The sequence below is a fragment of the Salinibacillus kushneri genome, assembly GCF_900111405.1.
Taxonomy (GTDB): domain Bacteria; phylum Bacillota; class Bacilli; order Bacillales; family Alkalibacillaceae; genus Salinibacillus; species Salinibacillus kushneri.
The window spans coordinates 122,020-144,415 of sequence record NZ_FOHJ01000003.1 but is presented as its reverse complement, the minus strand read 5'-3'; the positions used below and the strand labels follow the sequence as shown (position 1 = coordinate 144,415).

The window sequence follows — 22,396 nt, the reverse complement described above, 5'->3', positions numbered from 1 at the left end:
TTTAACAACAAAGATAGGGGAGTATAAAAATGTTTGAAAATATTTTACCACTTATTATTGTCGCATTTGGTGTAATCGCTTTATTATTACTCATTACAAAGCTCCAAATCAACACCTTTATTTCACTTATTGTTACAGCTTTTCTAGTGGCTCTGGCCTTGGGCATGCCACTGGATAAAATCGTTGAATCGATTGAAGGCGGAATGGGAGGAACCCTTGGCAGTATTGCGTTAATTTTTGGTTTTGGTGCAATTTTAGGTAGACTGGTAGCTGATGCTGGCGGCGCCCAGAGAATCGCTATTACATTAATTGATAAATTTGGTAAAAAACGGATTCAGTGGGCCGTAGTCATTGCTTCCTTTATTATTGGTATTGCCTTGTTCTTTGAAGTTGGACTTGTTCTACTCATTCCGATTGTTTATCAGATCGCAAAAGAACTGAAAGTATCACCTTTATATCTAGGTATTCCAATGACTGCAGCATTATCTGTAACCCATGGATTTTTACCACCACATCCTGGTCCTACAGTTATCGCTCAGCAATATGATGCAAATATTGGTATGGTCTTAATCTATGGAATTATTATCGCCATTCCTGCTGTTATCATCGCAGGTCCTTTATTTACAAAATTAGCTCAGAAAATCACACCTGGAGCCTTTGAGAAAACCGGAAACGTAGATTCTTTAAGTCCATCAAAATCTTATGATCTTGAGAATACACCTGGTTTTGGTATTAGTGTTTTAACCTCTTTATTTCCGGTTATATTAATGGCGCTTACAACGATTGTGGATTTAATACAGGATCTTGGAAACGTTTCAAATAATCTATTATTTGATATTATCCATCTAATTGGAGAACCAACAACAGCACTATTAATATCCGTATTACTAGCCATTTACACAATGGGGGTAAAGCGAAATATTCCGATGAAGCAAGTGATGACATCTGCGGAAGAATCTATTCGTGCCATTGGTATGATGCTTCTAATCATTGGTGGTGGCGGTGTATTTAAGCAGGTATTAATTGACGGTGGTGTTGGAGATGCCGTAGCCAACCTATTTGCCGATAGCCAAATGTCACCATTAGTACTAGCCTGGTTGATTGCTGCCATCCTAAGAATTGCCTTAGGTTCAGCTACAGTTTCTGCTTTAACAACAGCAGGTCTTGTCATTCCATTAATGCAAGGAAGCGCTGTTGACACAGCCCTAATGGTTCTTGCTACTGGTGCTGGTAGTTTAATTGCTTCCCATGTAAACGATGCAGGATTCTGGATGTTTAAGGAATTTTTCGGATTAAACCTGAAAGAAACCTTCTTCACATGGACATTTCTAGAGACCATTATCTCCGTCGTAGGTCTTGTCGGAGTATTAGTTATTAATCTATTTGTCTAACTTAAAATAAGAGGCTGGGACAAAAGCTGTTTCACAGAGAAATCCGAACGAATTTAACATGGTGGAAAATGCATAAACCCGCTCCGGAAATATCCTTCGCTTTTCGCGGGCGGCTCTGGTAAGCCTCCTCGTGCTGGTGCATCGTGGAGGCTTTCTATGTCTTCCTTCCGCAGGCCAAAAGAAAAGCTTGGATGACTTTACAGCGCACGAGAAAAAATGTGCATACATTTTTAAAGGAGTCTGCGTATATTTCATCCGCTAAAATCGTTCATGGTTCTTCTTTGGAGTTGATTTTTTTGTTAGGTCCCATCCTCTTATTTTTAAATTAAAACGAATGGAAAAGGTCATATAAATAACTCATCCCGTATAAAGGAACCAATGTATAGATTGTTAAAGTAATGGGTTTGCATAATAAGAAGTAAAGAATGAATTTTTTTAAAGTCATTTTCGTAAGCCCTGCAATTAGGCAAATAAAATCATCCGGAAAACCTGGAAAAACCATAGAAATCACAAAGAACCGCTCAAACCGTTTTCCTTTGTTCACCCATCCTATATATTTTTCATAGGTGTCATCCTTCACAAAATAACGGGCAAAGGGGCGTCCATATTTCTTGGCAAGCCAAAAATTAGCCAGAGATCCCAAAAAAATACCGACGATATTTAATATAGAACCCAAACCTATCCCAAATAGCATCACACCAACAACAGTTGAAACATTACCTGGCAAAACAGGTATCACAACCTGTGTAAAGGATAAAGCCAAAAACAATAAGGGAGCTATACTGCCAAAGCCAGCAACCCATTGCTGCACTTTAGCCGGGTTTCCAAAGAAGTCACTTTTTATAATAAATATCCCTATACCAATAATAACTGCAAATCCAATAATACTAAGGATTTGTACTACCAGTTTCTGATAGGTTTTCAATAATGTCTTTAATCTATCCATATGTATCTCTTTCTAATTTCAGATTTGATTAGCTATTAAGATTTTTCAAACGTGCACGTTAGTAAATCGTTTTTTCCATTATAACTAGTATTATACCATAGTCCTATTGGCTATTATCCAATCACACAAGTGACTCCACTACAAACAAAAAGATTCATACCCATTTAGAAATAAGCCTTGTTCACGACTCTCCTTAATGAAAAATGTTCAGGAACGTTCGATTAATGTAAACGTTAATCACACCAAAATCAGCAACTTTATTAATAAAAATAGATCGTCTAAAGGAAAGACGATTCCTATTTTTCACCACTGTCCCAAAAGGTATTTTCTCAACGTCAACCAGATTGATAGGGAGAAATATGACGTTATTTGTCTATATTTTTCGATAGTAAGCTATAAATCTAACTAAAAAGGATATAAAGTAACACAAATCTATTTTTGTCTATTTTCGTTATTTGCTCATTTGCTTCTAATCATGTATCTTTTAAAGGTTGAGTATATTCTACATGTAAGGAGGCAACTATGTCTAAACAACAAAAAAGTCAAAAAGGACTAAATTCATTTAAAGAGGGGTTAAAAACGCCTGTCTTTGTCATTTCATTAATATTAGCCATTTTATTTGTTGTAGCCGGCATCACATTGCCTGAATTTAGTAAATACATGGATACAGCATTCAATTGGATGGTTACCAACCTTGGTTGGTCTTTCATCTTAGGAGCCAGCCTGTTTGTTATGATGGCTATCGTTCTGATTATTAGTCCACTAGGTCAAATAAAGCTAGGGGACGATGATGAAGAACCAAGGTATTCAACTGGCGCCTGGTTTGCGATGTTATTTAGTGCAGGTATGGGAATTGGACTGTTATTCTGGGGAGTTTCAGAGCCAATTAATCATTATGATTGGCCCCCATTTGGTGAAGGAGGAACACCCGAAGCAGTACATTTAGCCCTACAATACTCCTTTTTCCACTGGGGATTACACCCTTGGGCTATTTATGCCATCGTAGCTTGTGCCCTCGCTTATTTCAGTTATCGTAAGGGACTGCCTATGTTATTAAGTTCAACGCTTGAGCCTATTATTGGCCGTGATAACCTGAATGGGCCTATAGGAAATACCGTAAATATTATTGGAGTTTTAGCAACATTACTTGGTATTTCAACTTCCCTTGGTTTAGGTGTTATGCAAATTGGTCAAGGAATGGAGAACCTTTTTGGTATTCCGAATAACACTACATTATGGCTGGTTATTGTTGTTGTTGTTACAGGATTAGCGATTCTGTCAACGACTACAGGTATTAACAAAGGAATTAAATGGTTAAGTGAAATCAACATGGGCGTAGCTGGACTACTCTTATTATTTGTCTTTGTACTAGGACCTTCAGTATTTATTTTAAACGCCATTACACATTCTACAGGAAGCTATCTGCAAAATATTCTTCAAATGTCTTTCGGAATAGATGCCGCCGGAGAAGGTGCAGAAGGCTGGTATAATAGCTGGACCATTTTCTATTGGGCCTGGTGGATTGCCTGGGCGCCTTTTGTTGGATCGTTTATCGCCCGCGTCTCCAGAGGCCGTACCATCCGCAGTTTTACAATTGGTGTTTTACTTGTTCCAACTGCTGTTAGTATGGTTTGGTTCGGTGTATTTGGTGGTGCTGCATTATATGGCGAGCATTTTGGAGAGTTTAGTATTATGGATGCCGTTAAAGCTGATGAAGCACAAGGCTTCTTTGCTCTATTAAGCGAGTTTCCTCTCTCCGGTATACTCATCTTTATCGCCATGATTTCGGTTACAGTATTTTTCGTAACCTCATCTGACTCAGGTACTTACGTTATCGGAATGTTAACATCTAAAGGAAATCCTCAGCCCCCAATTGGACTGCGTGTAACGTGGGGCATACTAGAAGGAGCCTTTGCAGCCGTATTACTACTTGCAGGCGGCTTAAGTTCATTACAAACCGCATCCGTAATTGGTGGTTTTCCTTTTATGATTATTATGTTCTTTATGATCTACTCCCTGGGTAAATCATTATATAATGAGTCACGGTACGGATCGCTGCCGGTTGAAAGAAGACGTATTTTTACTGCTTTAGGCGACTTACAGGATCAAAAGAAAATACAAAAGAACGTTATTAACGAAAAGGAAAAGGACAACGATCAAGTGTCCTAATCTAGAACGTAAAAAAAGGGCATGGCTCTCTAGCCATGCCCTTTTTTTATTCACATTTGAAACAAATAACATCACAACTCTTAATCGTAAGGGTCCTTTCAAGATTTTGGTCATTATGGAATCTATAGAACTGTCCTAAACGTAACTCCTTTTATTCGCTGCTACGATTATAAGAGCTTTCAGGTAATGTATCCCAGAAAGAAGTATCAGCTTCTGCTATAGATCCATCAGCAATTGCTTGAGCAGTTTCTTCTAAGCTGATTACAGCCTGTCTAATCAGATAGCCATTACTCTTCTGTCCTAAGACATAATCTTCATAATAATGGTCAGCCATGCCCCTCATCTCAAATAGTAAGGTTGAAATCCCATATTCTAGAGCAATACCGTTACGTCCAATGGTGGGAGCGGTACCGCCAACATATTTAGAAATAGTACCGAAACCTTTGCTTTCAATAGAGTTATAGAGTACAGCACCAAGCTGTTTTGATTTTTCAACTACTTCCGGGTCTACATCAGGATTTGTTGGGAACAGAATGGACCCAGATACCAGTTCATCTGTATCCCCTAATGTCGTTTGGGTTCCCTGATGATGTAAGTCAATTAAATAATCAGGGTTATATTTTTGGATAACATTTTCATGAAAAGCCTCCGTTTCAGGTTCATTTTTATCTACATGATCACGATTTAAATCAATGCCATTGGCGTTATATCTCGTATGAGTACCTGCTACATAATCATCTAAAGAGAAATTTACATCCCCTTCAGCTCCATCAACATTTAAACGGGGGACAACTAGGATATTTACATTATCCAATAATTCTCTTACGTTTTTAGAATTAGAGGTTAAATGTTTAATAAATTGAAGTGCCCCTTCAGTAGTTAATGTCTCGTTTCCATGCTGTTGTGTTAAATAGAGAATGGTAGGATTATCTTCCTGATTTCCAAACTTAGCCAAATATAAGTCGCGTCCCTTATTCGACTGCCCAAACACTTCAAGATCCAGGGCTTCGGAACGCTGGTCTAACTTATCAAGATATTCGCTCATTTCCTCATAATTATGAAGACGCTCGTTCTTAATCGTTTCATTTCCAGTATAATCCGGTCCATTAGCAGCAAACACAGATGTAGTTGGCGTCGCTAAAGCCATACCTCCAAGTAACACTCCTAATGCAATCACTTTCAACCATTTGTTTTTCATGATAACATCCTCCTCCATTTTTTTGCTTAACTTTAACTTTGATTTAAATGGGGGTAAATTCCTTTATATTTTGGAAAAATGAAGCAAAAGAAGGAAGTGAATTTTACAAGGATAGGCTATATTAGCTAAGGATTAAGCATATAAAACCGGAAAATCCTGCCTTGTGATTAAGACCTATTTCATATGCATTCTTTTATTAGGTGATGATAGAATTCCGTGACTGACGATAGTGCACCTGAATAGCGGGAAGCGCCAGCTTAGGAATGACTAAAGCTGCGGGAGATAAAGGAAACACGATGAACGGAGTGGGTCGATGTAGTGAGTCGGTTCAACTGAATCAGCGCGATGAAGGACATTTTCTTTCCATTGCTGCTTTGTTTTGTCCTTCATCGACCTTATGAAGGACCTTCCACTTGTACTTCTGCCTTGTTTTGTCCTTCATTGGCGTTATGAAGGACATTTTTCTTGAGCTTCTGCTATGTTTTGTCTTTCATCCGGCCCATGAAAGACATCCCTTATTCAACCATACAGCCCCTTTTCTCCAATAAAATAGAGCTGATCTCCTTCTTGGAAAATAACCTCCTTTTCCTTTACTGTTCAATTATTAGGGTTAGTTCATAACTTCACATTCAAAGCAATTCGTAAACCCCCCATAAAATCCAGCTTTTTTATTTACATATACCATCTCTTAGCTTAAATAAATATTTTTCATTTTTTAGGAGAAACTACTCATGCGAATTAAAATTTGGAGGGTTATGGGTATGGAAACTGAAGATCATATTCGTCTTACTTCGCCTGAATTAACTGCGCTTTGGACTGCTTATATGAATAATAGCATGTCTTACTGTGTACTAAAATATTTTAAGGAAAAAACACATGATACAGAAATTAGCGATGTGCTAGAACTGGCTATTGAAATTACTGAAACTATGCTGCAAGATATTAAAACCATTTACAAAAAGGAAAATCACGCTATCCCTGTTGGTTTTAGCGAGAGCGAGGATTTAAACCTTAATGCACCAGCGTTGTATTCCGATGAATTCCATTTAAGGTACGTTCATAATATGGCAAGGCACGGGATGAATTCATACGGATCTTCATTTGCTTCTTGTGCACGTTCAGATGTAAAGAATATTATCTCTAATGCAATTGATCTAACCAGAAACTTATATAATAAGTCCTTAAATGTTTTATTAGAGAAAGGATTATATAACAAAGCTGCATCAATACCCATACCAACTAAACCAGAATTTATTGAAAAGCAAGGTTATTTAGCAGGTTGGTTCGGGGAAAATCGAGCGATGAACGCCATTGAAATTATGCACTTTTATAACAATATGGAGCGCAACTCCGTTGGGAAAGCGTTGTTACTAGGTTTTGGTCAAACGGCTGGCCAGCAAAAAGTACGAAATTATATGGTTAGAGGAGCTAATATTGCGGATAAAGTTATAGAGTTTATGAGACAATTTTATCTGAAGAGAATCTTTCCAATACCCCTACCTTAGATTCAGAGGTGCTCGAATCAACAACAGCTCCTTTTTCAGATAAACTTATGATGTTTCAAGTATCACTGTTAACTGGAATTTCACTTGGATATTATGGAGTAGCATTAGGTACTGTTTCCCGTCGAGATTTAAGTGCAAAATTTATGCGTATTTTGACGGAAACTTTGCAATATGCGGAAGATGGAGCTAATATTTTGATTGATCATAACTGGATGGAGAAGCCCCCTTCATCTATTGATCATATAGATATGGCTAAAAAGAATAAGAATTAATGAGATTTAAGAGGACAAAAGCATGAAGAACCTATTATGGCCTGTTGCTTTACCCCTGGGATTAGACCGTTTTAAACAGAAAAAATTTTTAAAGATATAGTTCTGCAGAGGTATTGGTAAAAGGGGGAGATTCAAAAGGTTATCGAACAAACGGATTAACTTTAAATATTTCGAAAAGTTCTGGTTCATTTGATAAGGATTGGGGGAAGATTTGGTTCTCTAACTTTTGGAATTACAGGTAATTGTTTTTTTGTAAGGCTGTGTTAAAGCTTATTGTTCATTTTCTACCAAGTTGATGAAAGCGGAAGTCCACGAGACTCCTTCGGGAAGAGGGGATAAGAAAGCCCCGCAGTCGTAGTATGCCAAGAAGAATCACGAAGCCCCCGGGGAAAAGCGAGGACACTGCAGCTCAAAATCAACACTTCAGTTTAACAGAGCCTATTTTAAAAGAGAAAAATATTTGTAATGAAAATACTATAGGTAAATATTTCTTTCACTAAAAAGTCCATCGCTAGCCATTGGAAAGGAATATGATCTAAAATGGGAACAGGTCGGGATGCAAAATATAAATTCAACAAGGAGGAATGATCATGGAATATCGAAAGCTTGGCAGAACGGGTTTAAAGGTTAGTGAAATAAGTTTAGGAAGCTGGCTTACATATGGGAACTCCATAGAAAAAGACACTGCCACAAAGGTCATTGATAAAGCATATGAACTTGGTATTAATTCCTTTGATACAGCAAATTTTTATGCAGCTGGTGAGGCTGAAAAAATCGTTGGGGATGCATTATCTAAATATCCTCGTGAATCGTTTGTCCTTGCAACGAAAGTATTTTGGCCAATGGGAGAAGGGCCGAATGATCGTGGATTATCAAGAAAGCATGTATTCGAACAATTGCATGCTAGTTTAAGAAGATTGAAAATGGACTACGTAGATATTTATTACTGTCATCGCTATGATCCAGAAACTCCTGTGGATGAAACACTTCGAACCATTGACGACATGGTGCGTCAAGGCAAAGTTTTATATGTCGGGGTGAGCGAATGGACGGCCGCTCAAATTGTAGAAGCGCTTGGAGTTTCAGATCGTTATCTATTAGATAGAATCGTTGTTAATCAACCTCAGTATAATATGCTTCACCGCTATATTGAAAAAGATGTACTTCCAACTAGTGAAAAGAATGGTATGAGTCAAATTGTCTTTTCTCCACTTGCACAAGGGGTTCTAACAGGGAAATATAGACGTGGAGAATCCCTTCCTGAAGGCAGCCGGGCTACGAATCCAAAATCCAAAAATAAAATTATAAATACATATTTAGAGGATGAAGTATTAAAGAAAGTAGAAAAACTAGAGAGTGTTGCTAAAGGCCTGGACCTTTCTTTATCTCAATTAGCTATAGCCTGGATTCTGCGTCAACCAGGAATAGCAAGTGCATTAGTTGGCGCAAGCAAGCCTCATCAAATAGAAGAGAATGTCAAAGCATCTGGGGTTAAACTATCAGAAGAATCAATTTCTGCGATTGAAGATATTCTAAATGAATAGCATCGGTGATTTCTGGTTGGATTCAGCATTTGACTGAGTTCTGTGGCTCTTGGACTTAATGCCGTACTTATTCCACGAATATTGGGTATAGTTCTCCGCATGAAGTTAAGCGAATTAATATTTCGTGGAAGGAGCAACAAAAGCTAAAATAATAGGGCTGTCCCAAAAGGTATAAATAGCATCTTTCGGGACAGCCCTTTTTTCAAAAATTACAGGATAAGGTATTTATACGCGAATTCCCTTGATTCTGCTAAACTTTATTAAATACATTTCTTACTCTGAAGAAACCTGCCTCTAAGATAAAGTTTATCCTGAGACTCCACCTGCAGCTTCCTTACCTCCTGCTAAATCAAGCGTGTCAGTTGTTGAATGCTGAACCTTCTGCAAAAGCTCCGGCTTCTCCATCAAAGACTCTCCATAAGAAGGAATCATTTTTTTAATTTTTGGCTCCCACTCTTCCATATATTGCGGGAAGCATTTTTGAATGACCTCAAGCATAACGTGAACAGCAGTAGAAGCTCCCGGGGAAGCCCCGAGCAATGCGGCTATTGATCCATCACCGGCACTAACAACCTCCGTACCAAATTGAAGTGTACCTTTTCCGCCATCTTCTGTATCCTTAATAACTTGTACACGTTGACCAGCTACGACTAAATCCCAATCTTCACTTCTAGCATCCGGGATAAACTCACATAACTCTTCCATTCGCTTTTCCTTCGTTAACATCACCTGCTGGATTAGATATTTTGTTAAGGAAAAGTTTTTTACGCCTGCTGCTAACATCGTTAAGAGATTATGTGGTTTTATGGAAGTAAACAAATCTAACCATGAACCCGTTTTCAGGAATTTTGGTGAAAAGCCGGCAAATGGCCCAAATAGCAACGATTTCTTATTGTTAATAAATCGTGTATCAAGATGTGGAACTGACATTGGCGGAGCACCTACCTTGGCTTTGCCGTATACTTTGGCATGATGCTTCGCTACCACATCCGGGTTATTACATACCATAAATAGACCGCTTACTGGAAATCCGCCAATGCTTTTACCTTCAGAAATACCGGATTTTTGTAGCAAATGCAGACTTCCACCGCCACCTCCAACAAAGATAAATTTGGCTGTATGTCGTTCCACAGAACCGCTTTCATGGTTCTGTACTTTTAATTCCCACAAACCGTCTTTCGTACGTTTGACATTCATAACACTATGCTTATAATTTACCTCAACGTCTTTACTCTCCAGGTAATCAAACAATTTACGGGTTAACGCACCAAAATTGACATCGGTTCCAGAATCAATTTTGGTTGCCGCTATCGGTTCATTTGAACTACGGTCCTGCATGATGAGCGGAATCCACTCCTTCAGTTTTTCCGGATCTTCCGAAAATTCCATCCCTTGGAACAAAGGATTATCTGATAGCGCTTCAAAACGTTTTTTTAAAAAAGTTACATTATGTTTGCCTTGGACTAAACTCATATGTGGTAATGGTTTAATAAAGTCCTGTGGATTATGTATCCGATTACGATTTACAAGATAAGACCAGTATTGCTTTGACAATTGGAATTGTTCATTAATTTTAATGGCTTTACGAATATCTAAAGACCCGTCCGGTTTTTCGGGAGTATAGTTAAGCTCGCACAATGCAGAATGCCCTGTTCCCGCATTATTCCATTCGTTAGAACTTTCCTCACCTGCTTTTTCGAGCTTCTCAAACACTTTAATATCCCAATCCGGCGCTAATTCTTTTAACAGTGACCCCAAAGTTGCACTCATAATTCCTGCACCAATTAAGACAACGTCTGTGTTAGTCTGTTTATTGCTCATTTTTACCTTCCTTATATAGTAAGATTGTAGAAAATGATAACCTACTAATAGTTTATCACTATTTTCTTAAAAATTAAAATATTATTCTAATATTGTATGTGTCTATTTTTCCCGATATTGCCCTTATCATGCCTACTTTAGCACTCTATTTTTGTACACTTTTTCAGCTACTAAAGTGTTGATTCCGTTTATCAAAAACTGATAAGCTCTCTCTTCTATCCATATCAAAATTTTCTAATTTTTGTTATAATAGCCAGGAGACAATAGAAGGAGTTGATTCATCTGAAGGCAGAAAATCTTATGGCTCGTACTACATACTCCAGCGACAATGAACGCCTTGTGGCCAACGGGACACGTCCACACGGTCGACACGAAACACGCCCCCATGACGTCAATCAGCTATTCTCACTTTGAGAGTGTTTATGTGGAAAGGGATAGCTATATGTTTCTCGGTTTTATTTCATACATAAAAGGGTTAGTAACATGATTCGAAATATAAAGAAAATGTCTATTACGGAGATTATATTATGACAAAAAAGGATTCTACCAATTTCGTTTTACATGCAAAAAGTGATCAGTTTTATTGGGAAGGAGACGGCCAGCTGTCCATTAAAACCTTTTCAAATGGTAAGGCCCATTATAAAACAAATAAAGGCTTTTTTGCCGTAGAAGAGAGCAGGTACTTACTTCTAAATGAAGGTCCATATTCCATTTCTATTGATGAAACGGAGGATGTTGAATCTTTTTGTGTTTTCTTTAAAGATGGATTTGCAGCCGATGTCTTTCATTCAGTAAAAGAAAGCAATGATGGTCTTCTAACCGATCCGTTTAAGGATACAGGTTCTATAGCCTTTTTTGATAAAACCTATCACAAAAACAATACTCTATCTTCTCAGCTGGATACATTCAAACAGATATTACCTGATCTTGAAGTGGGTTCCGTTGGTTATGAAGAACAATTTCATAAAATCATGCAGTCCATCTTAAATGAACACTTTAATACTTACAAGGAAATTGAATCATTAAGCGCCATTCGTACCTCTACTCGTGAAGAACTATATAGAAGGCTAAGCATTGCCCATGATTATATTAGGTCCTATTTTGATAAACCTATAAAACTTCATGACATTGCTCGGATTGCATGTTTGTCACCTAACCATTTATTAAGAACCTATTCGCAAATTTATGGCCAAACACCTCACCAGCATATTTCAGCATTCAGAATACAAAAAGCAAAGCAACTATTAACAGAATCAAATGATAATATGACCGATATAACCTTTAAACTTGGATTTCAAAATCCTGTATCCTTCAGCAAAAAGTTTAAGCAGCATGTTGGTATTTCTCCTAACGAATATCGAAAAAAGGTGAGATTGGATAAGAAATATTAGGCGGAATGATATATTCTTACGATTAATAAGATATTTGAAGGGAGAAAACGAAAATGATTCAAAAAATCGGACAAATTGGTGTTCCTGTTAAAGACTTAAACCGAGCACTAGATTTTTATAAAGAGAAACTAGGTCTCACTCTTTTATTTAACACTGATAGTATGGCATTTTTTGAATGCGACGGGCTTCGGCTTATGTTAACACTTCCAGAAAAAGAAGAGTTTGCCTATTCAAGTTCAGTCATTTATTTTCAAGTAAATAATATTACAGATACTTATGAACGCTTAGCAGCTAAAGACGTTCCTTTTATCGATGAACCACATGTTGTTTCGAAAATGGGACAAACCGAAATATGGATGGTATTTTTTAAAGATACAGAGGATAACACACATGCATTGATGAGCGAAGTACAGAGTTAAGATAAGCAAAGGAGACAGGCTATATAACATGAGCGGTCTCCTTTAATAGTTAGCCTCTTCTAATCCTTGTTATCCACAGTTATTTCTGCTCTTTCGTTTACCATCACTTGTGGTATGGTTTACCTTAAAATAAGATGACGAGGCCATTCAAAACAAAAGGGACTCGTCTTCTACATACGAATAGCCAATTACCTCCTAATCATTTAAGAACCAAAATATGTTCTAGGTAAGTTATTGACTTCAGATGCAACTCGAATTCCAGATTCAATTGCCCCTTGGATCCATGAGTGTGTGGTTGAGGTATGTTCTCCAGCAAAATGAACCCTTCCTTCTGGTGTGGAAATATGGGGCACTAATTCTGTTACTTGTCCAGGCTTAAACATAGTAAAAGCCCCTGCAGAATATGGATACCTAATCCAACTATGGCTCACTCCGCCTTGAAAGTCCTGATACACCTGATCGCCATGGATGTTAGCTAAATTTTTTAATACGTATTCAAAGCGATTATCATCCTCTAAGCTATCCCAGGGGATGGCATCATCTTCCCAAGTATAACTGCCCAAAATGACTCCAGAGCCATCTGATCCAAGATTATGACTTGGATATTGAACATATTTAATGGGGAGATCTGTTATCGTTTGCCCACCATATAACCCTCGCTCTTCCCAGAACCTGCTTTTAAACTGAATTCCTGTCTTCGTCGAGCCAGCATAGTTGGTTTCCCGAATGGCCTTCCATTTGTTTTCTGAAAATGACTCATAAGGTTCAATATCTACAAACTGTAAAACAGTAAATGGAATCGTAACAATGGCAAGATCACCGGTAATCTCAGTTGGTTCTAAAATTTTATGGACAGAATGAACGGTGACTTGATTGTCATGCTGTACAATCTTTTTTACATATTGACCATATTGGATATTATCCTGCAATTGTTCTGTAAATGCATTAGGAAGTTTATCGTTACCTCCTGATACTTCATAATATGTGATATTAGGTGTGAATAAAATGGACAATTCACGTAATTGTTCTAAGAAAGAAAGCTCCATTAGCCCCTCAAGAGTAAGCAATACTTTAATCATTTCGATTGCACCAGGTGATAAGGATATCCCAAACGGATTATATCTCAAATAAAAATCCATCGAATATTTATCAAATTCCCTGATAACCCAAGGCCAGTTTCTTCTTGGATTTTGATTAATAAAATCTGTTATCGGTTTTATGGCGAATTGAAGTAATTCAGTAGCTGTTTTCCCTCTTTCATGAGGATATACGGGGTAGTTTAGAATATCAGGATTCTGTTCATATGCTTTCGAACGAACCTTCTTCCCATTAATATAGAAAATATCGTTAGGAGTACTGTTAATAAATTCATTCGTTGGGAGATTAAACTTTCGTATATATTCTAATGTTAAAGAGTGCGTATGAGGAATACGCATCGCACCAGCCTCAAGATATTGCCCATACTTAAAATCCCCTCTTAATGTGTAGACACGCCCTCCTACCCTATCGCTTGCTTCAAGTATGGTTACATCGTGTCCTGCTTCTTTAAGTAATGATGCCGATACAAGTCCGGCCATACCGGCCCCCAGAATAATAATTTTCTTAGGTACTTCTGTTTTATCAAGCCCATTTCTGATGATTGAAGCCATTTCTTCTTCCGGTATCTGAGGAAATACGTAATTTAACAAATTCAAACTTTTCCTCCTCTACTGAATAGGCTATTGTCTGATTATTAACCTATTCAGAAAGGAGGTCGTACTATGAACAAAATAGCAACTGTCTAGTGAAAAAATGGTAATTTATTTTTGCGTTTTCACAAAAAACAGAGAGGTTTATGTTTACCTCTCTGGCCATTCATACACCGGGTTCCGCAATTTCCTCATCCCCATTCGCATAAATATAAAAGCGGAATCTTCCTTTTTACCCGGAAGCTTCTGCTTTTACTTATAGAGAGAGTTTACATATTATAGCTATTTTTGGAGCTTGAAAGACTATATTCCATTATACGGTCAAGCTTTTACCCAATTTTGTCCTTCATTACTTGTATGAGAGACATCTCGCTTGAATTTTTGCTTGTTTTTGTCCTTCATTAAGCTTATGAAGGACATCTGGATTAGCTTTTTGCTCCTATTTGTCCTTCATCCCCCCTATGAAAGACATTTCTTCCATTCCAGGAAGGATTTTGTCCTTCATTGCCCGTATCTGAAGAAGAAGAAAATCAGAGACCGGCAACTCCATTCATTTCTATGAGAATACATATGTAGACCCACCCCGCTCCATTAAGGGCAAAGGAGTCCTCCATACTATGTAAAATCCTATTTCATAACCTAATATAGCACTTTCAATTCCTTAACTCCAAACTCTAGTGCATCTTCTAAATCATTCTTATATACATCCAATCGTCCTTCTGTAATTGCACCACCTCTATCTTCACAAGTGAATGTGTTATCAAGGGCAGGAATATACACTTTTGTTCCAAAGTCCATTGATGCTGGACAGGAAACGGTTCGTCCTTCCTCCACTTTTGTTCCTGAAGCTGTTACACCATAACCAGGATCTCCAGGGTGTTTTCCGGTTGATTCATAACCAGCCGTATAAGCCGTTACTCTAAATGTCTTTTCCTCATCCGGAATTTTAATCGTTTGACCAGCGCAGATAACATCCGGATCATTAATGGAAGGGTTAAACTCAAGTAATGCATTCACACTTACATTATGATCCATTGAAATTTTTGATAGTACATCGCCCGATTCCACAGTATACTTACTGCTTGCGTGTATTTCGTTTGAAAATAGCGTTACGCCTAAAGCTATTGTGAGTAGTGTTAAACACTTTTTTGATAAATTCTTCATGATAGAATCCTCCAATTATGTTTTTTATTTACTATAGCCTTCTTCTAGCAATCTATTTTTTCAGTGGGTTTTAATAGAATTGAAATATAGATGTAATAGTAAGAGCTATAAATAGGAAGGAGCCTGATGCAATTTTCCTAAGAAAATTATGGTTCTATTTCTATCAAGAACGAATTTACCAAAAACAACTTCACTCCAACTGCACAAATGAAAATTACCGCCTTATTAAACCAATAGTACAAGTGTGAAAACCAAATTCCACACCCAAAAATCCAAATAAAAACGATTAACAATTCCTATCATGGGAAACTTTTAACGAAACGATTATCCTTAATACCCCCATCTATTTACGGCTTAGTATTAGATTGAAGAAAGGAATTTTTCTTCGTTTAATTGATTATTAAAAAGCAACCATCATACTCGTTGCTTTAGTAAAATAATTCTACTACCCGAAAGGTTCCAGGATATTCTTTTATGAACTGTTTTGAATATAAACTCCATTTGGTTTATTTTTCTTCACTTTCTGGTTGATACACTTGGCCTGCCTCTTCAACAGCCTTCAGTTCTGTACGAACGTTATCCATTTTGTTCTTTGCCTCTTGAACGATCTGTTTGAGTTCTGCTCTCACAAACTCTCTTTTTTCAGTTTCATCCAAATTCATATTTGCGATTAATTCATCAGCATGCTCCTGTATGGCTTGAACCCGTTTTTCTTTTTCCTGATTGGTGAAATCATTTAATTTTTTATCCAATTGCTCGATTTCTGATTGTAGCTCTTTCTGGAGACGTTGGGTTTGCTCTTGTTGCTCTGCATCAACAGCTTCTTCAATTTCATCAATGGCCGCTGTTTTTTTCTGGTCAAACCAATTGGTTAACAAGGATTGAATGTTTTGGTCAGCAAACACCATATTCATACTGCTGCTAAAGAATACGATTAAAAGGAATGCTCCGAGTAACCTTTTCCTATTTTTCCGTTTTCTTCGTATTTGCCATCTGCTCATTATCATCAATCCTCCTTCTTCTTGATAAAGATAGGGCCTCTAATCCGAGACCCTAAACATCTATCGTTAATTATTCACCTATTCCTGCTACAACTTCATCTAACGCATCCATTGCATCACCTTCAAGTTCTGCAGCTGCTTCAGCAATAATCGTCTGTTGTTCTTCAACGAGCCCGTTTAACGTTTCTTCTACTATATTACGAGTATCTCTAATAGCAAAATCAATTTGGTTATTAAGATTACTAACCGTAATTTCTTCATGATTAGCCAGTCCTGCTTCAATTTCTGCCTTTGCATTCTCAATAGCTTCTTCTAAATCCGAAACCGCTTCCTCTTTAGCAGTATTCAGATCCTCTGTTACTTTATTTAGAGCTTCCTCTCCTTTACTCCCTGTGTGAGCTGTTAAGTCATTCGTAGCATACTCTTGAGCTTGTTCAGCTAAATCTTGAATGTCAAAATAGCTCTCCAAAAAAACTTCCTGGTAAAATTTTTGCTGCATGCCAGCTAATATTTCTTCTTTCGTACCATTAAGGTTCTCTAAATGGCTCTCCTTAGCGCTTTCAATGGCACTTTCTGCATTGCCTATTTCACTGTCTCTCGTATCATTAATATCCGTTGTTGCCTCTTCTTTCATCCCATTATACTCGTCTTCTAATCCTGGAATTAGGCTTTCCCCATATGCGGTTACTTGCGATTCTACGGACTCAGTTGTTTCTCCAAACGCACCTTCATACCATGATTGCAGCCGCTCCCCTGCATCTGTATTCGCAAAAGCCAGACCTGCACTTGACATAATGCCGATTGCTACTGTACCAACAATAATTTTTCCTTTTAATGATTTCAATTTCATCTTCTAACTCCCTTTCTTTTTTTAATTTCATTACTTTTCCGCTAATAGCTCTTCCAGAAAACCCTCAACATCCTCGGATATTTCTTCATTAATTTCTTCCTTTTTTATCCTTTCAAAGTCAGTGAAGTCCATATCCAACAGTGTCGTCTTTGTTTCCTGTAAACGCGTCTCATAGTCTTTTTCATAATTGTTGATGTTTTGCTTAGCATCTCGAGAAGTTGTTACGTGAAAATAATCCAAGTTGCTGTTCATTTGTTTGTCTGCCTTATCCGTCTGTTTTTCCCATGTTTTCTTCCATTCCGCAAGTCTCTCCTGCAATAAAAGGGGAATTTTCTCAGCATGATTTTGAAAGGTTTCCTTGTTCCATATTGCAAGATGCTTGTCTGCTGAAACGTGTACAGAAAGTGTACAAATTAATAAAAAAGCAGCTACAAACATAATGACTAATGATTTTCGCACAATCACCACCTATCCTTTCATTTTTTTAGAGTATCTACAGTCATCTGCCAATGTGTGTGATCATTTAGATACTCTATTTGTTCATTTGTAAAGAACAATTAATTCTATATAAAGAACCATTTAATAGTAGTATAGTTTAATATATTATTAAGGAAAACTAGCAAATATCATTATATTCATTATAAAGAACAATTTAACTCTAAATATTTTGTATATTCTCTAGTTTTCTTAAAATTACTATATTAAAATCAACTAATGTTCATTTAATAGAACGCACACTTGTATATATATGAAAAAGAAGCTGCTAATATAAAGAGAATTAGTAGAATTTTTAGGTGATAACTTGGAGATTATAGACGTTCATTATCCTATTCGTTAAGCTGCATTTTTCCTACTTTTCGCTGGACATTCCCAATTGATTTCTCCATGCATACCCTAATTAAAAAGCGGAGGTATGAAAATGTATAGAAATCAATATGGTTGGATGCCAGTAAATCATCCTGTATATGGTGGTTACAGCTACCCAAATGCAGACATTCGCCAGCAAGTCAGTACTCAGCAGGTTTTACAGCGCCTGCGTTCAGCATAGTTATTTATATTCACAGCTTCAGCAGGCAGGAATGAATAGACAACTTGCGGATTATGCTTTTAACTTTATCGTAAATTACACGCTTAACCAGGCAAATACAAACCAGCCTGCCAGTCAAATTTATCAGCAATTTCAACGAGGCACCGTGGGTTTCTTTGTTGTTTACACAATTGAACGTACCACGAAATGTCATGAATCGAAATTTAACACGCGTGATTGAAATTGTTCTGGAGCTTATAAAGGGTGGTCAGCCTGAACCCCCTAGCCAAGGATGGTCCGGTTGGGAGAGCTTAGGTGGCACATTAGCCTCTGCACCAAGCGTTTCCTCCTGGCAAAATAACCGTCTGGATGTTTTTGCACGAGGTACAGATAATGCACTCTATCATATCTGGTGGAATGGAATGAGCTGGAGTAATTGGCAAACCTAGGTGGAAGCTTAACTTCGGCACCGGCTGCTGTTTCCTGGGGGCCAAACAGAATTGACGTTTTTGTTCGGGGCACAGACAACGCCCTTTATCACAAATGGTGGAATGGCAGCACATGGAGTAACTGGGAGAATCTCGGCGGTACCCTAACCAGCGGAACAGCCGTTTCCTCCCGCAGAAACAATCAGCTTGATGTCTTTGTCAGAGGCACAGGCAATCGGCTTTATAGAAAAACATGGAACGGCTCGCGCTGGGAGGACTGGGAAGACCTGGGCGGTACGCTAACTTCTGAGCCTGCTGCTATTTCCTGGGGACCAAACCGAATCGACGTTTTCGCCAGAGGTCAAAATAACAACCTGATTCACAGATGGTGGAACGGCAGCACATGGAGCAATTGGGAAAGCCTTGGGGGAACCTTAACAAGTGCACCAGCCGTCTCCTCTAGACAATCAAATCAATTAGAAGTATTTGTCCGAGGTACAGGGAACCAGCTATTTCGAAGAGAGTGGAATGGCTCGCGCTGGGGATCATGGCAAAACCTTGGCGGAAGCTTAACTTCAGCACCGGCTGCCGTTTCCTGGGGACCAAACCGTACAGATGTTTTTGCCAGAGGACAGAATCGGAATCTTATTCATCTGTGGCGGGGACAATAAAAAAAACCGGAAGCGCTCATTTGTCCATCCACAGCTCCCCGACAGAAGCGGAGTTCAGCAAAACGCCCACTACAGCTAAACGAAGCACAGGTGCATCGTCTGGTGGATCACCTGTGCCTTCATTTTGCTAAATTTTCTTGCAATTTTGCAATATATTGGATACTATATATCTAAATGATATATAACTTTAAGATAGGTGATAACCAATGAAAACGTATAACCATACAACCTACGTCATATTAGGGATTTTAACAACGGACTGCAAATCTGGTTACGCCATCAAACAGTTTATGGATCAAAGCCTGACTCATTTTTGGAAAATCAGTTATGGACAAATCTATCCAACCTTAAAGTTTATCGTCCAGGAGGAAATGGCAGAGGTCCGTACCTCATCCACTCCCGGAAAACCGGACAGAAAGGAGTACTTCCTCACCTCCAAAGGCATGGAAGCTTTAAAAAAATGGCTGGAGAAGCCCGTGGAACAGCTGCCTGCTGAACGAAATGAAATATTGCTCAAACTATTTTTCGGCCGCTACCAAACCGGTGATCAAACCACCACCCTTTTACAAACGTACAAACAAAAGCTGGAGGAGCGTTACCAGATTTATATATCTATTGAGCAGGGCATTAAGGATCATAACGAGCGAGAGGAGGATGCCATGTACTGGTTGCTTACGTTGGATTATGGAAAACGAATGACCGCTACGGCGATTGACTGGTGCGATGATACGCTTGAAAAATTTATAACGAAGGAGGGGCAGTGATGTCCAAACCAATTCTCACAGGACGTTATATGACGGAGAATACAGAGGATATGGTTGTATTTATCATTGGAATGAGAGTCAATAAGCGACTGGCCATACATAAGTGGCTGCCGGTCTTTAACGCTATGCCCGGAATGATTCGGGAGCTTTATGAAAACAAGGATGACCTGGGGTTTTTATCAATGGAAAGCTATATCGGACTTCGAACAACATCCATGATCCAATATTGGCGCTCCATGGAAGACCTGCTCGCTTACGCAAGAAATGAGAAGCATCTGACTACATGGAAAAATTTCAATCAAAAGGTCGGAAGCAATAACGCAGTGGGAATCTACCACGAAACCTATTCGATAAAAAAAGGGAGCTATGAAGCGGTTTACGGCAATATGCCCCGTTACGGCTTAGGGAAGGTGCTGGAGCCTGTTCCGATTACACCTGAGCGAAATTCGGCCAGGAAGAGGCTTAAGGAGTATGAGGTGCAGTGAATTTGTTGATAAGATATTCTTTCCAGAGTGTCCCGGGTACTGAGTGAAGGTTAAATTTTTACATTATGTTTTTACCCTATATGTCCTTTATCCCCTTAACGAAAGACAGATTGCAGGATTCTCCCAGCGAAGTGTCCTTCATTCATTTAGTAAAGGACACTTCGTAGACCAATACGTGATAATTGGCATTTCATGCTTCCAGTAGTGTTTTCCCTCAGCCAACCATCGGGACAAGATACGAATCTATTCAATTGGCTTTTCCTTAAAACGCTCCGTTTTATACCACTTTCTCTCCTGTTTAAAGAGGATCCAGGCAGACGGCGTAGATAATCAGAATTAACCAGAGCTGAGAGTAGGTAAAATACATCAGCATGACTACGATGGCGTTAGATAAAGTTAATTGTTTCCTTTCCATCGATAAGGCTAATAAGATTTCGGTTACAAATAGGAGAAAGCCAATGACTAATAAAACATAGGATATAAGCCCGATTGTCAGCCCTAAATCCACAAATAAATTGATGACAAATATGCTATGGGAGATGAGGATCCCTCCCATAAACAGAATATAGGTTAGAAAGAAATAAAGGGTGTCAATAAATATTTTCTTTTTCTTCAATCGGTGAAAATTTAATAAATATTTGCCGATGACATACATATTTCCACTTGCCCATCTTGTCCGCTGCTTCCACCAGACTCTCCATCTTTCCGGCTCCTGCTCCCAGGTAATAGCGGAGGGGAAGAATCGTATATAATATGTTCTGGCTTTTAATGATGCTCACTGAAGTAGCCTTTTTAGCCTTACTTTTCGGTGATAGCGAAAATCTACCAGATACACAGGCATCAGCCCAAATAATGGAATTTACCCCTTTTATTTTTATAATGGTTTTTTTTGACTTATGCAATCTTTACACCCATTATAGAAGAAATCATATTTAGGGATGGATTGCTGCAGGCTATTGAAAGCAAATTTAACGCGCCTGTGGCGATGGTTGGAAGTTCATTATTATTTATGCTTGTGCATGGAATACCACTCATCATGCCTGCATTATTTGTTGCGGGGTTATCTTTTGCCTACCTTTACAAAAAGTATAGAAGTATCTATGCACCAATTATTCTACACATGTTTATCAATGGAATAAACGTAATTGCTTTAAATATCGTTTTTTAATTAAGTGGGTTATTCAAAAAGGAGTCTTTTTTTACTTAAGTACATAGTACAAATAATACGATTCTTTTTTATATCCCATGATTAGCTAGTTTTGCCTGAAAGCTTGTTTCAATAGGAGGAATTAAAGATGGGAAACATTGTGGCAAAGATGTCAAGTAAATTATTTAATACCTTGAGTATTGTATCAGACGTGATTGTCTTTCTAAGTATGGCGGTTATTATCTTTTACACCACTTACGTATCTGCAACAATGACTTGGGAATTGGTGATTTTCGATTCTTAGTTATTCGCTCGTATTTTTAAAGAAACCAGACTTTAGTAACCTTTATAAAGAAGACGATGAATAAACCAAGGATACACTGCAACTATACAACAAACGTGCACGATTTTGTATAATTTTAAAAAAGAAACAGTTCAGTAACTTATTAACTGAGCTGTTTCTTTTTTTATGCCCCATGATTGCTATCGTTATTTCCTGATACCCCAAAACAAAT

At 38.1% G+C, this 22,396-nt stretch carries 26 protein-coding genes; 17 read left to right on the top strand and 9 right to left on the bottom strand.

What is annotated here, in order from left to right:
- The first annotated feature begins 29 nt into the window (after window positions 1-29).
- A complete protein-coding gene (locus tag BMX63_RS05475) occupies window positions 30-1,391 on the top strand; it encodes a gluconate:H+ symporter (RefSeq protein WP_093132780.1) in 1,362 nt (453 codons plus the stop codon).
- Between the two features lie 325 nt (window positions 1,392-1,716).
- Here the strand turns inward: BMX63_RS05475 and BMX63_RS05465 are convergent, their stop codons facing one another.
- Window positions 1,717-2,337 (bottom strand): TVP38/TMEM64 family protein, encoded by a 621-nt coding sequence (locus BMX63_RS05465; protein ID WP_093132777.1) that lies wholly within the window; start codon window positions 2,335-2,337, stop codon window positions 1,717-1,719.
- A 522-nt stretch (window positions 2,338-2,859) separates the two neighbouring features.
- On the opposite strand from BMX63_RS05465, the gene BMX63_RS05460 reads away from it, so the two are divergent.
- A complete protein-coding gene (locus tag BMX63_RS05460) occupies window positions 2,860-4,506 on the top strand; it encodes a BCCT family transporter (RefSeq protein ID WP_093132775.1) in 1,647 nt (548 codons plus the stop codon).
- A 151-nt stretch (window positions 4,507-4,657) separates the two neighbouring features.
- On the opposite strand, the gene BMX63_RS05455 is transcribed toward BMX63_RS05460, so the two are convergent.
- On the bottom strand, window positions 4,658-5,704 hold the full coding sequence (locus BMX63_RS05455; protein ID WP_093132773.1) for a M14 family metallopeptidase: 1,047 nt from the start codon (window positions 5,702-5,704) through the stop codon (window positions 4,658-4,660).
- Window positions 5,705-5,967: 263 nt separating this feature from the next.
- On the opposite strand from BMX63_RS05455, the gene BMX63_RS17960 reads away from it, so the two are divergent.
- The 5 genes from BMX63_RS17960 (at window position 5,968) to BMX63_RS05440 (ending at window position 9,025) form a co-directional block, all read left to right on the top strand.
- Window positions 5,968-6,105 (top strand): hypothetical protein, encoded by a 138-nt coding sequence (locus BMX63_RS17960; protein WP_177167199.1) that lies wholly within the window; start codon window positions 5,968-5,970, stop codon window positions 6,103-6,105.
- 360 nt (window positions 6,106-6,465) lie between these two features.
- Window positions 6,466-7,209, top strand: coding sequence for a DUF3231 family protein (locus BMX63_RS05450; RefSeq protein ID WP_177167198.1), 744 nt, complete (start codon window positions 6,466-6,468; stop codon window positions 7,207-7,209).
- A gap of 8 nt (window positions 7,210-7,217) precedes the next feature.
- Complete coding sequence (locus BMX63_RS05445; protein ID WP_245732728.1) at window positions 7,218-7,481, top strand: DUF3231 family protein; 264 nt, start codon at window positions 7,218-7,220, stop codon at window positions 7,479-7,481.
- Between the two features lie 359 nt (window positions 7,482-7,840).
- Window positions 7,841-7,981, top strand: coding sequence for a hypothetical protein (locus BMX63_RS17955; RefSeq protein WP_177167197.1), 141 nt, complete (start codon window positions 7,841-7,843; stop codon window positions 7,979-7,981).
- Between the two features lie 90 nt (window positions 7,982-8,071).
- On the top strand, window positions 8,072-9,025 hold the full coding sequence (locus tag BMX63_RS05440; protein WP_093132767.1) for an aldo/keto reductase family protein: 954 nt from the start codon (window positions 8,072-8,074) through the stop codon (window positions 9,023-9,025).
- A 306-nt stretch (window positions 9,026-9,331) separates the two neighbouring features.
- Here BMX63_RS05440 and BMX63_RS05435 read toward each other — a convergent pair whose 3' ends face one another.
- A complete protein-coding gene (locus BMX63_RS05435) occupies window positions 9,332-10,861 on the bottom strand; it encodes a malate:quinone oxidoreductase (protein ID WP_281242731.1) in 1,530 nt (509 codons plus the stop codon).
- Between the two features lie 512 nt (window positions 10,862-11,373).
- Between BMX63_RS05435 and BMX63_RS05430 the strand changes: the two genes are divergently transcribed.
- Together BMX63_RS05430 and BMX63_RS05425 are read left to right on the top strand one after the other, a co-directional pair.
- On the top strand, window positions 11,374-12,237 hold the full coding sequence (locus tag BMX63_RS05430) for a helix-turn-helix transcriptional regulator (protein ID WP_093132763.1): 864 nt from the start codon (window positions 11,374-11,376) through the stop codon (window positions 12,235-12,237).
- Window positions 12,238-12,290: 53 nt separating this feature from the next.
- A complete protein-coding gene (locus BMX63_RS05425; protein ID WP_093132761.1) occupies window positions 12,291-12,656 on the top strand; it encodes a VOC family protein in 366 nt (121 codons plus the stop codon).
- A gap of 203 nt (window positions 12,657-12,859) precedes the next feature.
- On the opposite strand, the gene BMX63_RS05420 is transcribed toward BMX63_RS05425, so the two are convergent.
- The 5 genes from BMX63_RS05420 to BMX63_RS05400 form a co-directional block, all read right to left on the bottom strand.
- A complete protein-coding gene (locus tag BMX63_RS05420) occupies window positions 12,860-14,305 on the bottom strand; it encodes a flavin monoamine oxidase family protein (RefSeq protein WP_177167215.1) in 1,446 nt (481 codons plus the stop codon).
- 678 nt (window positions 14,306-14,983) lie between these two features.
- Complete coding sequence (locus BMX63_RS05415) at window positions 14,984-15,508, bottom strand: LysM peptidoglycan-binding domain-containing protein (RefSeq protein ID WP_093132759.1); 525 nt, start codon at window positions 15,506-15,508, stop codon at window positions 14,984-14,986.
- 506 nt (window positions 15,509-16,014) lie between these two features.
- Window positions 16,015-16,509, bottom strand: a complete 495-nt coding sequence (locus tag BMX63_RS05410; RefSeq protein WP_093132757.1) for a hypothetical protein — start codon at window positions 16,507-16,509, stop codon at window positions 16,015-16,017.
- A 70-nt stretch (window positions 16,510-16,579) separates the two neighbouring features.
- Entirely contained in the window at window positions 16,580-17,359 is a 780-nt protein-coding gene (locus BMX63_RS05405) for a hypothetical protein (protein WP_093132755.1), read from the bottom strand.
- 30 nt (window positions 17,360-17,389) lie between these two features.
- Window positions 17,390-17,818 (bottom strand): hypothetical protein, encoded by a 429-nt coding sequence (locus BMX63_RS05400; RefSeq protein ID WP_093132753.1) that lies wholly within the window; start codon window positions 17,816-17,818, stop codon window positions 17,390-17,392.
- A 460-nt stretch (window positions 17,819-18,278) separates the two neighbouring features.
- Here BMX63_RS05400 and BMX63_RS18640 point away from each other — a divergent pair, with 460 nt between their 5' ends.
- The 6 genes from BMX63_RS18640 to BMX63_RS05385 all read left to right on the top strand — a co-directional run bounded on the left by BMX63_RS18640 (window position 18,279) and on the right by BMX63_RS05385 (window position 20,734).
- Window positions 18,279-18,407: a hypothetical protein gene (locus BMX63_RS18640; protein WP_281242724.1), complete on the top strand. Its 129-nt coding sequence runs from the start codon at window positions 18,279-18,281 to the stop codon at window positions 18,405-18,407.
- Between the two features lie 31 nt (window positions 18,408-18,438).
- Entirely contained in the window at window positions 18,439-18,627 is a 189-nt protein-coding gene (locus BMX63_RS18425; RefSeq protein WP_177167195.1) for a hypothetical protein, read from the top strand.
- Entirely contained in the window at window positions 18,620-18,835 is a 216-nt protein-coding gene (locus tag BMX63_RS18420; protein ID WP_245732727.1) for a DUF8189 domain-containing protein, read from the top strand. The genes BMX63_RS18425 and BMX63_RS18420 overlap by 8 nt, the downstream gene beginning before the upstream one ends.
- Entirely contained in the window at window positions 18,823-19,485 is a 663-nt protein-coding gene (locus BMX63_RS18415; RefSeq protein ID WP_245732726.1) for a PLL family lectin, read from the top strand. The genes BMX63_RS18420 and BMX63_RS18415 overlap by 13 nt, the downstream gene beginning before the upstream one ends.
- Window positions 19,486-19,691: 206 nt before the next feature.
- The gene (locus tag BMX63_RS05390; protein ID WP_093132751.1) at window positions 19,692-20,249 is read left to right on the top strand and encodes a PadR family transcriptional regulator; all 558 of its coding nucleotides are present in this window, start codon (window positions 19,692-19,694) and stop codon (window positions 20,247-20,249) included.
- Window positions 20,249-20,734, top strand: coding sequence for a DUF4188 domain-containing protein (locus BMX63_RS05385; protein ID WP_093132748.1), 486 nt, complete (start codon window positions 20,249-20,251; stop codon window positions 20,732-20,734). Before BMX63_RS05390 ends, BMX63_RS05385 begins: the two co-directional genes overlap by 1 nt.
- A gap of 590 nt (window positions 20,735-21,324) precedes the next feature.
- Here the strand turns inward: BMX63_RS05385 and BMX63_RS17700 are convergent.
- Complete coding sequence (locus BMX63_RS17700; protein WP_143060119.1) at window positions 21,325-21,636, bottom strand: hypothetical protein; 312 nt, start codon at window positions 21,634-21,636, stop codon at window positions 21,325-21,327.
- On the opposite strand from BMX63_RS17700, the gene BMX63_RS05380 reads away from it, so the two are divergent.
- Together BMX63_RS05380 and BMX63_RS17940 are read left to right on the top strand one after the other, a co-directional pair.
- On the top strand, window positions 21,624-21,902 hold the full coding sequence (locus tag BMX63_RS05380) for a CPBP family intramembrane glutamic endopeptidase (RefSeq protein WP_093132746.1): 279 nt from the start codon (window positions 21,624-21,626) through the stop codon (window positions 21,900-21,902). The two genes, BMX63_RS17700 and BMX63_RS05380, sit on opposite strands and share 13 nt — an antisense overlap.
- Window positions 21,903-22,029: 127 nt before the next feature.
- Window positions 22,030-22,185, top strand: a complete 156-nt coding sequence (locus BMX63_RS17940) for a hypothetical protein (protein ID WP_177167193.1) — start codon at window positions 22,030-22,032, stop codon at window positions 22,183-22,185.
- Window positions 22,186-22,396: the final 211 nt, after the last annotated feature.

Excerpts from the sequence above, each read along its gene's own strand:
- BMX63_RS05440 (WP_093132767.1), top strand. The coding sequence starts at position 8,072 with ATGGAATATCGAAAGCTTGGCAGAACGGGTTTAAAGGTTAGTGAAATA.
- BMX63_RS17955 (WP_177167197.1), top strand. The coding sequence starts at position 7,841 with ATGCCAAGAAGAATCACGAAGCCCCCGGGGAAAAGCGAGGACACTGCA.
- BMX63_RS17940 (WP_177167193.1), top strand. The coding sequence starts at position 22,030 with ATGGGAAACATTGTGGCAAAGATGTCAAGTAAATTATTTAATACCTTG.
- BMX63_RS05410 (WP_093132757.1), bottom strand. The coding sequence starts at position 16,509 with ATGAGCAGATGGCAAATACGAAGAAAACGGAAAAATAGGAAAAGGTTA.
- BMX63_RS05475 (WP_093132780.1), top strand. The coding sequence starts at position 30 with ATGTTTGAAAATATTTTACCACTTATTATTGTCGCATTTGGTGTAATC.
- BMX63_RS05460 (WP_093132775.1), top strand. The coding sequence starts at position 2,860 with ATGTCTAAACAACAAAAAAGTCAAAAAGGACTAAATTCATTTAAAGAG.
- BMX63_RS05465 (WP_093132777.1), bottom strand. The coding sequence starts at position 2,337 with ATGGATAGATTAAAGACATTATTGAAAACCTATCAGAAACTGGTAGTA.
- BMX63_RS18640 (WP_281242724.1), top strand. The coding sequence starts at position 18,279 with ATGTATAGAAATCAATATGGTTGGATGCCAGTAAATCATCCTGTATAT.
- BMX63_RS05390 (WP_093132751.1), top strand. The coding sequence starts at position 19,692 with ATGAAAACGTATAACCATACAACCTACGTCATATTAGGGATTTTAACA.
- BMX63_RS05420 (WP_177167215.1), bottom strand. The coding sequence starts at position 14,305 with ATGGCTTCAATCATCAGAAATGGGCTTGATAAAACAGAAGTACCTAAG.
- BMX63_RS18425 (WP_177167195.1), top strand. The coding sequence starts at position 18,439 with ATGAATAGACAACTTGCGGATTATGCTTTTAACTTTATCGTAAATTAC.
- BMX63_RS05415 (WP_093132759.1), bottom strand. The coding sequence starts at position 15,508 with ATGAAGAATTTATCAAAAAAGTGTTTAACACTACTCACAATAGCTTTA.
- BMX63_RS05385 (WP_093132748.1), top strand. The coding sequence starts at position 20,249 with ATGTCCAAACCAATTCTCACAGGACGTTATATGACGGAGAATACAGAG.
- BMX63_RS05455 (WP_093132773.1), bottom strand. The coding sequence starts at position 5,704 with ATGAAAAACAAATGGTTGAAAGTGATTGCATTAGGAGTGTTACTTGGA.
- BMX63_RS05425 (WP_093132761.1), top strand. The coding sequence starts at position 12,291 with ATGATTCAAAAAATCGGACAAATTGGTGTTCCTGTTAAAGACTTAAAC.
- BMX63_RS05405 (WP_093132755.1), bottom strand. The coding sequence starts at position 17,359 with ATGAAATTGAAATCATTAAAAGGAAAAATTATTGTTGGTACAGTAGCA.
- BMX63_RS05430 (WP_093132763.1), top strand. The coding sequence starts at position 11,374 with ATGACAAAAAAGGATTCTACCAATTTCGTTTTACATGCAAAAAGTGAT.
- BMX63_RS05450 (WP_177167198.1), top strand. The coding sequence starts at position 6,466 with ATGGAAACTGAAGATCATATTCGTCTTACTTCGCCTGAATTAACTGCG.
- BMX63_RS17960 (WP_177167199.1), top strand. The coding sequence starts at position 5,968 with ATGACTAAAGCTGCGGGAGATAAAGGAAACACGATGAACGGAGTGGGT.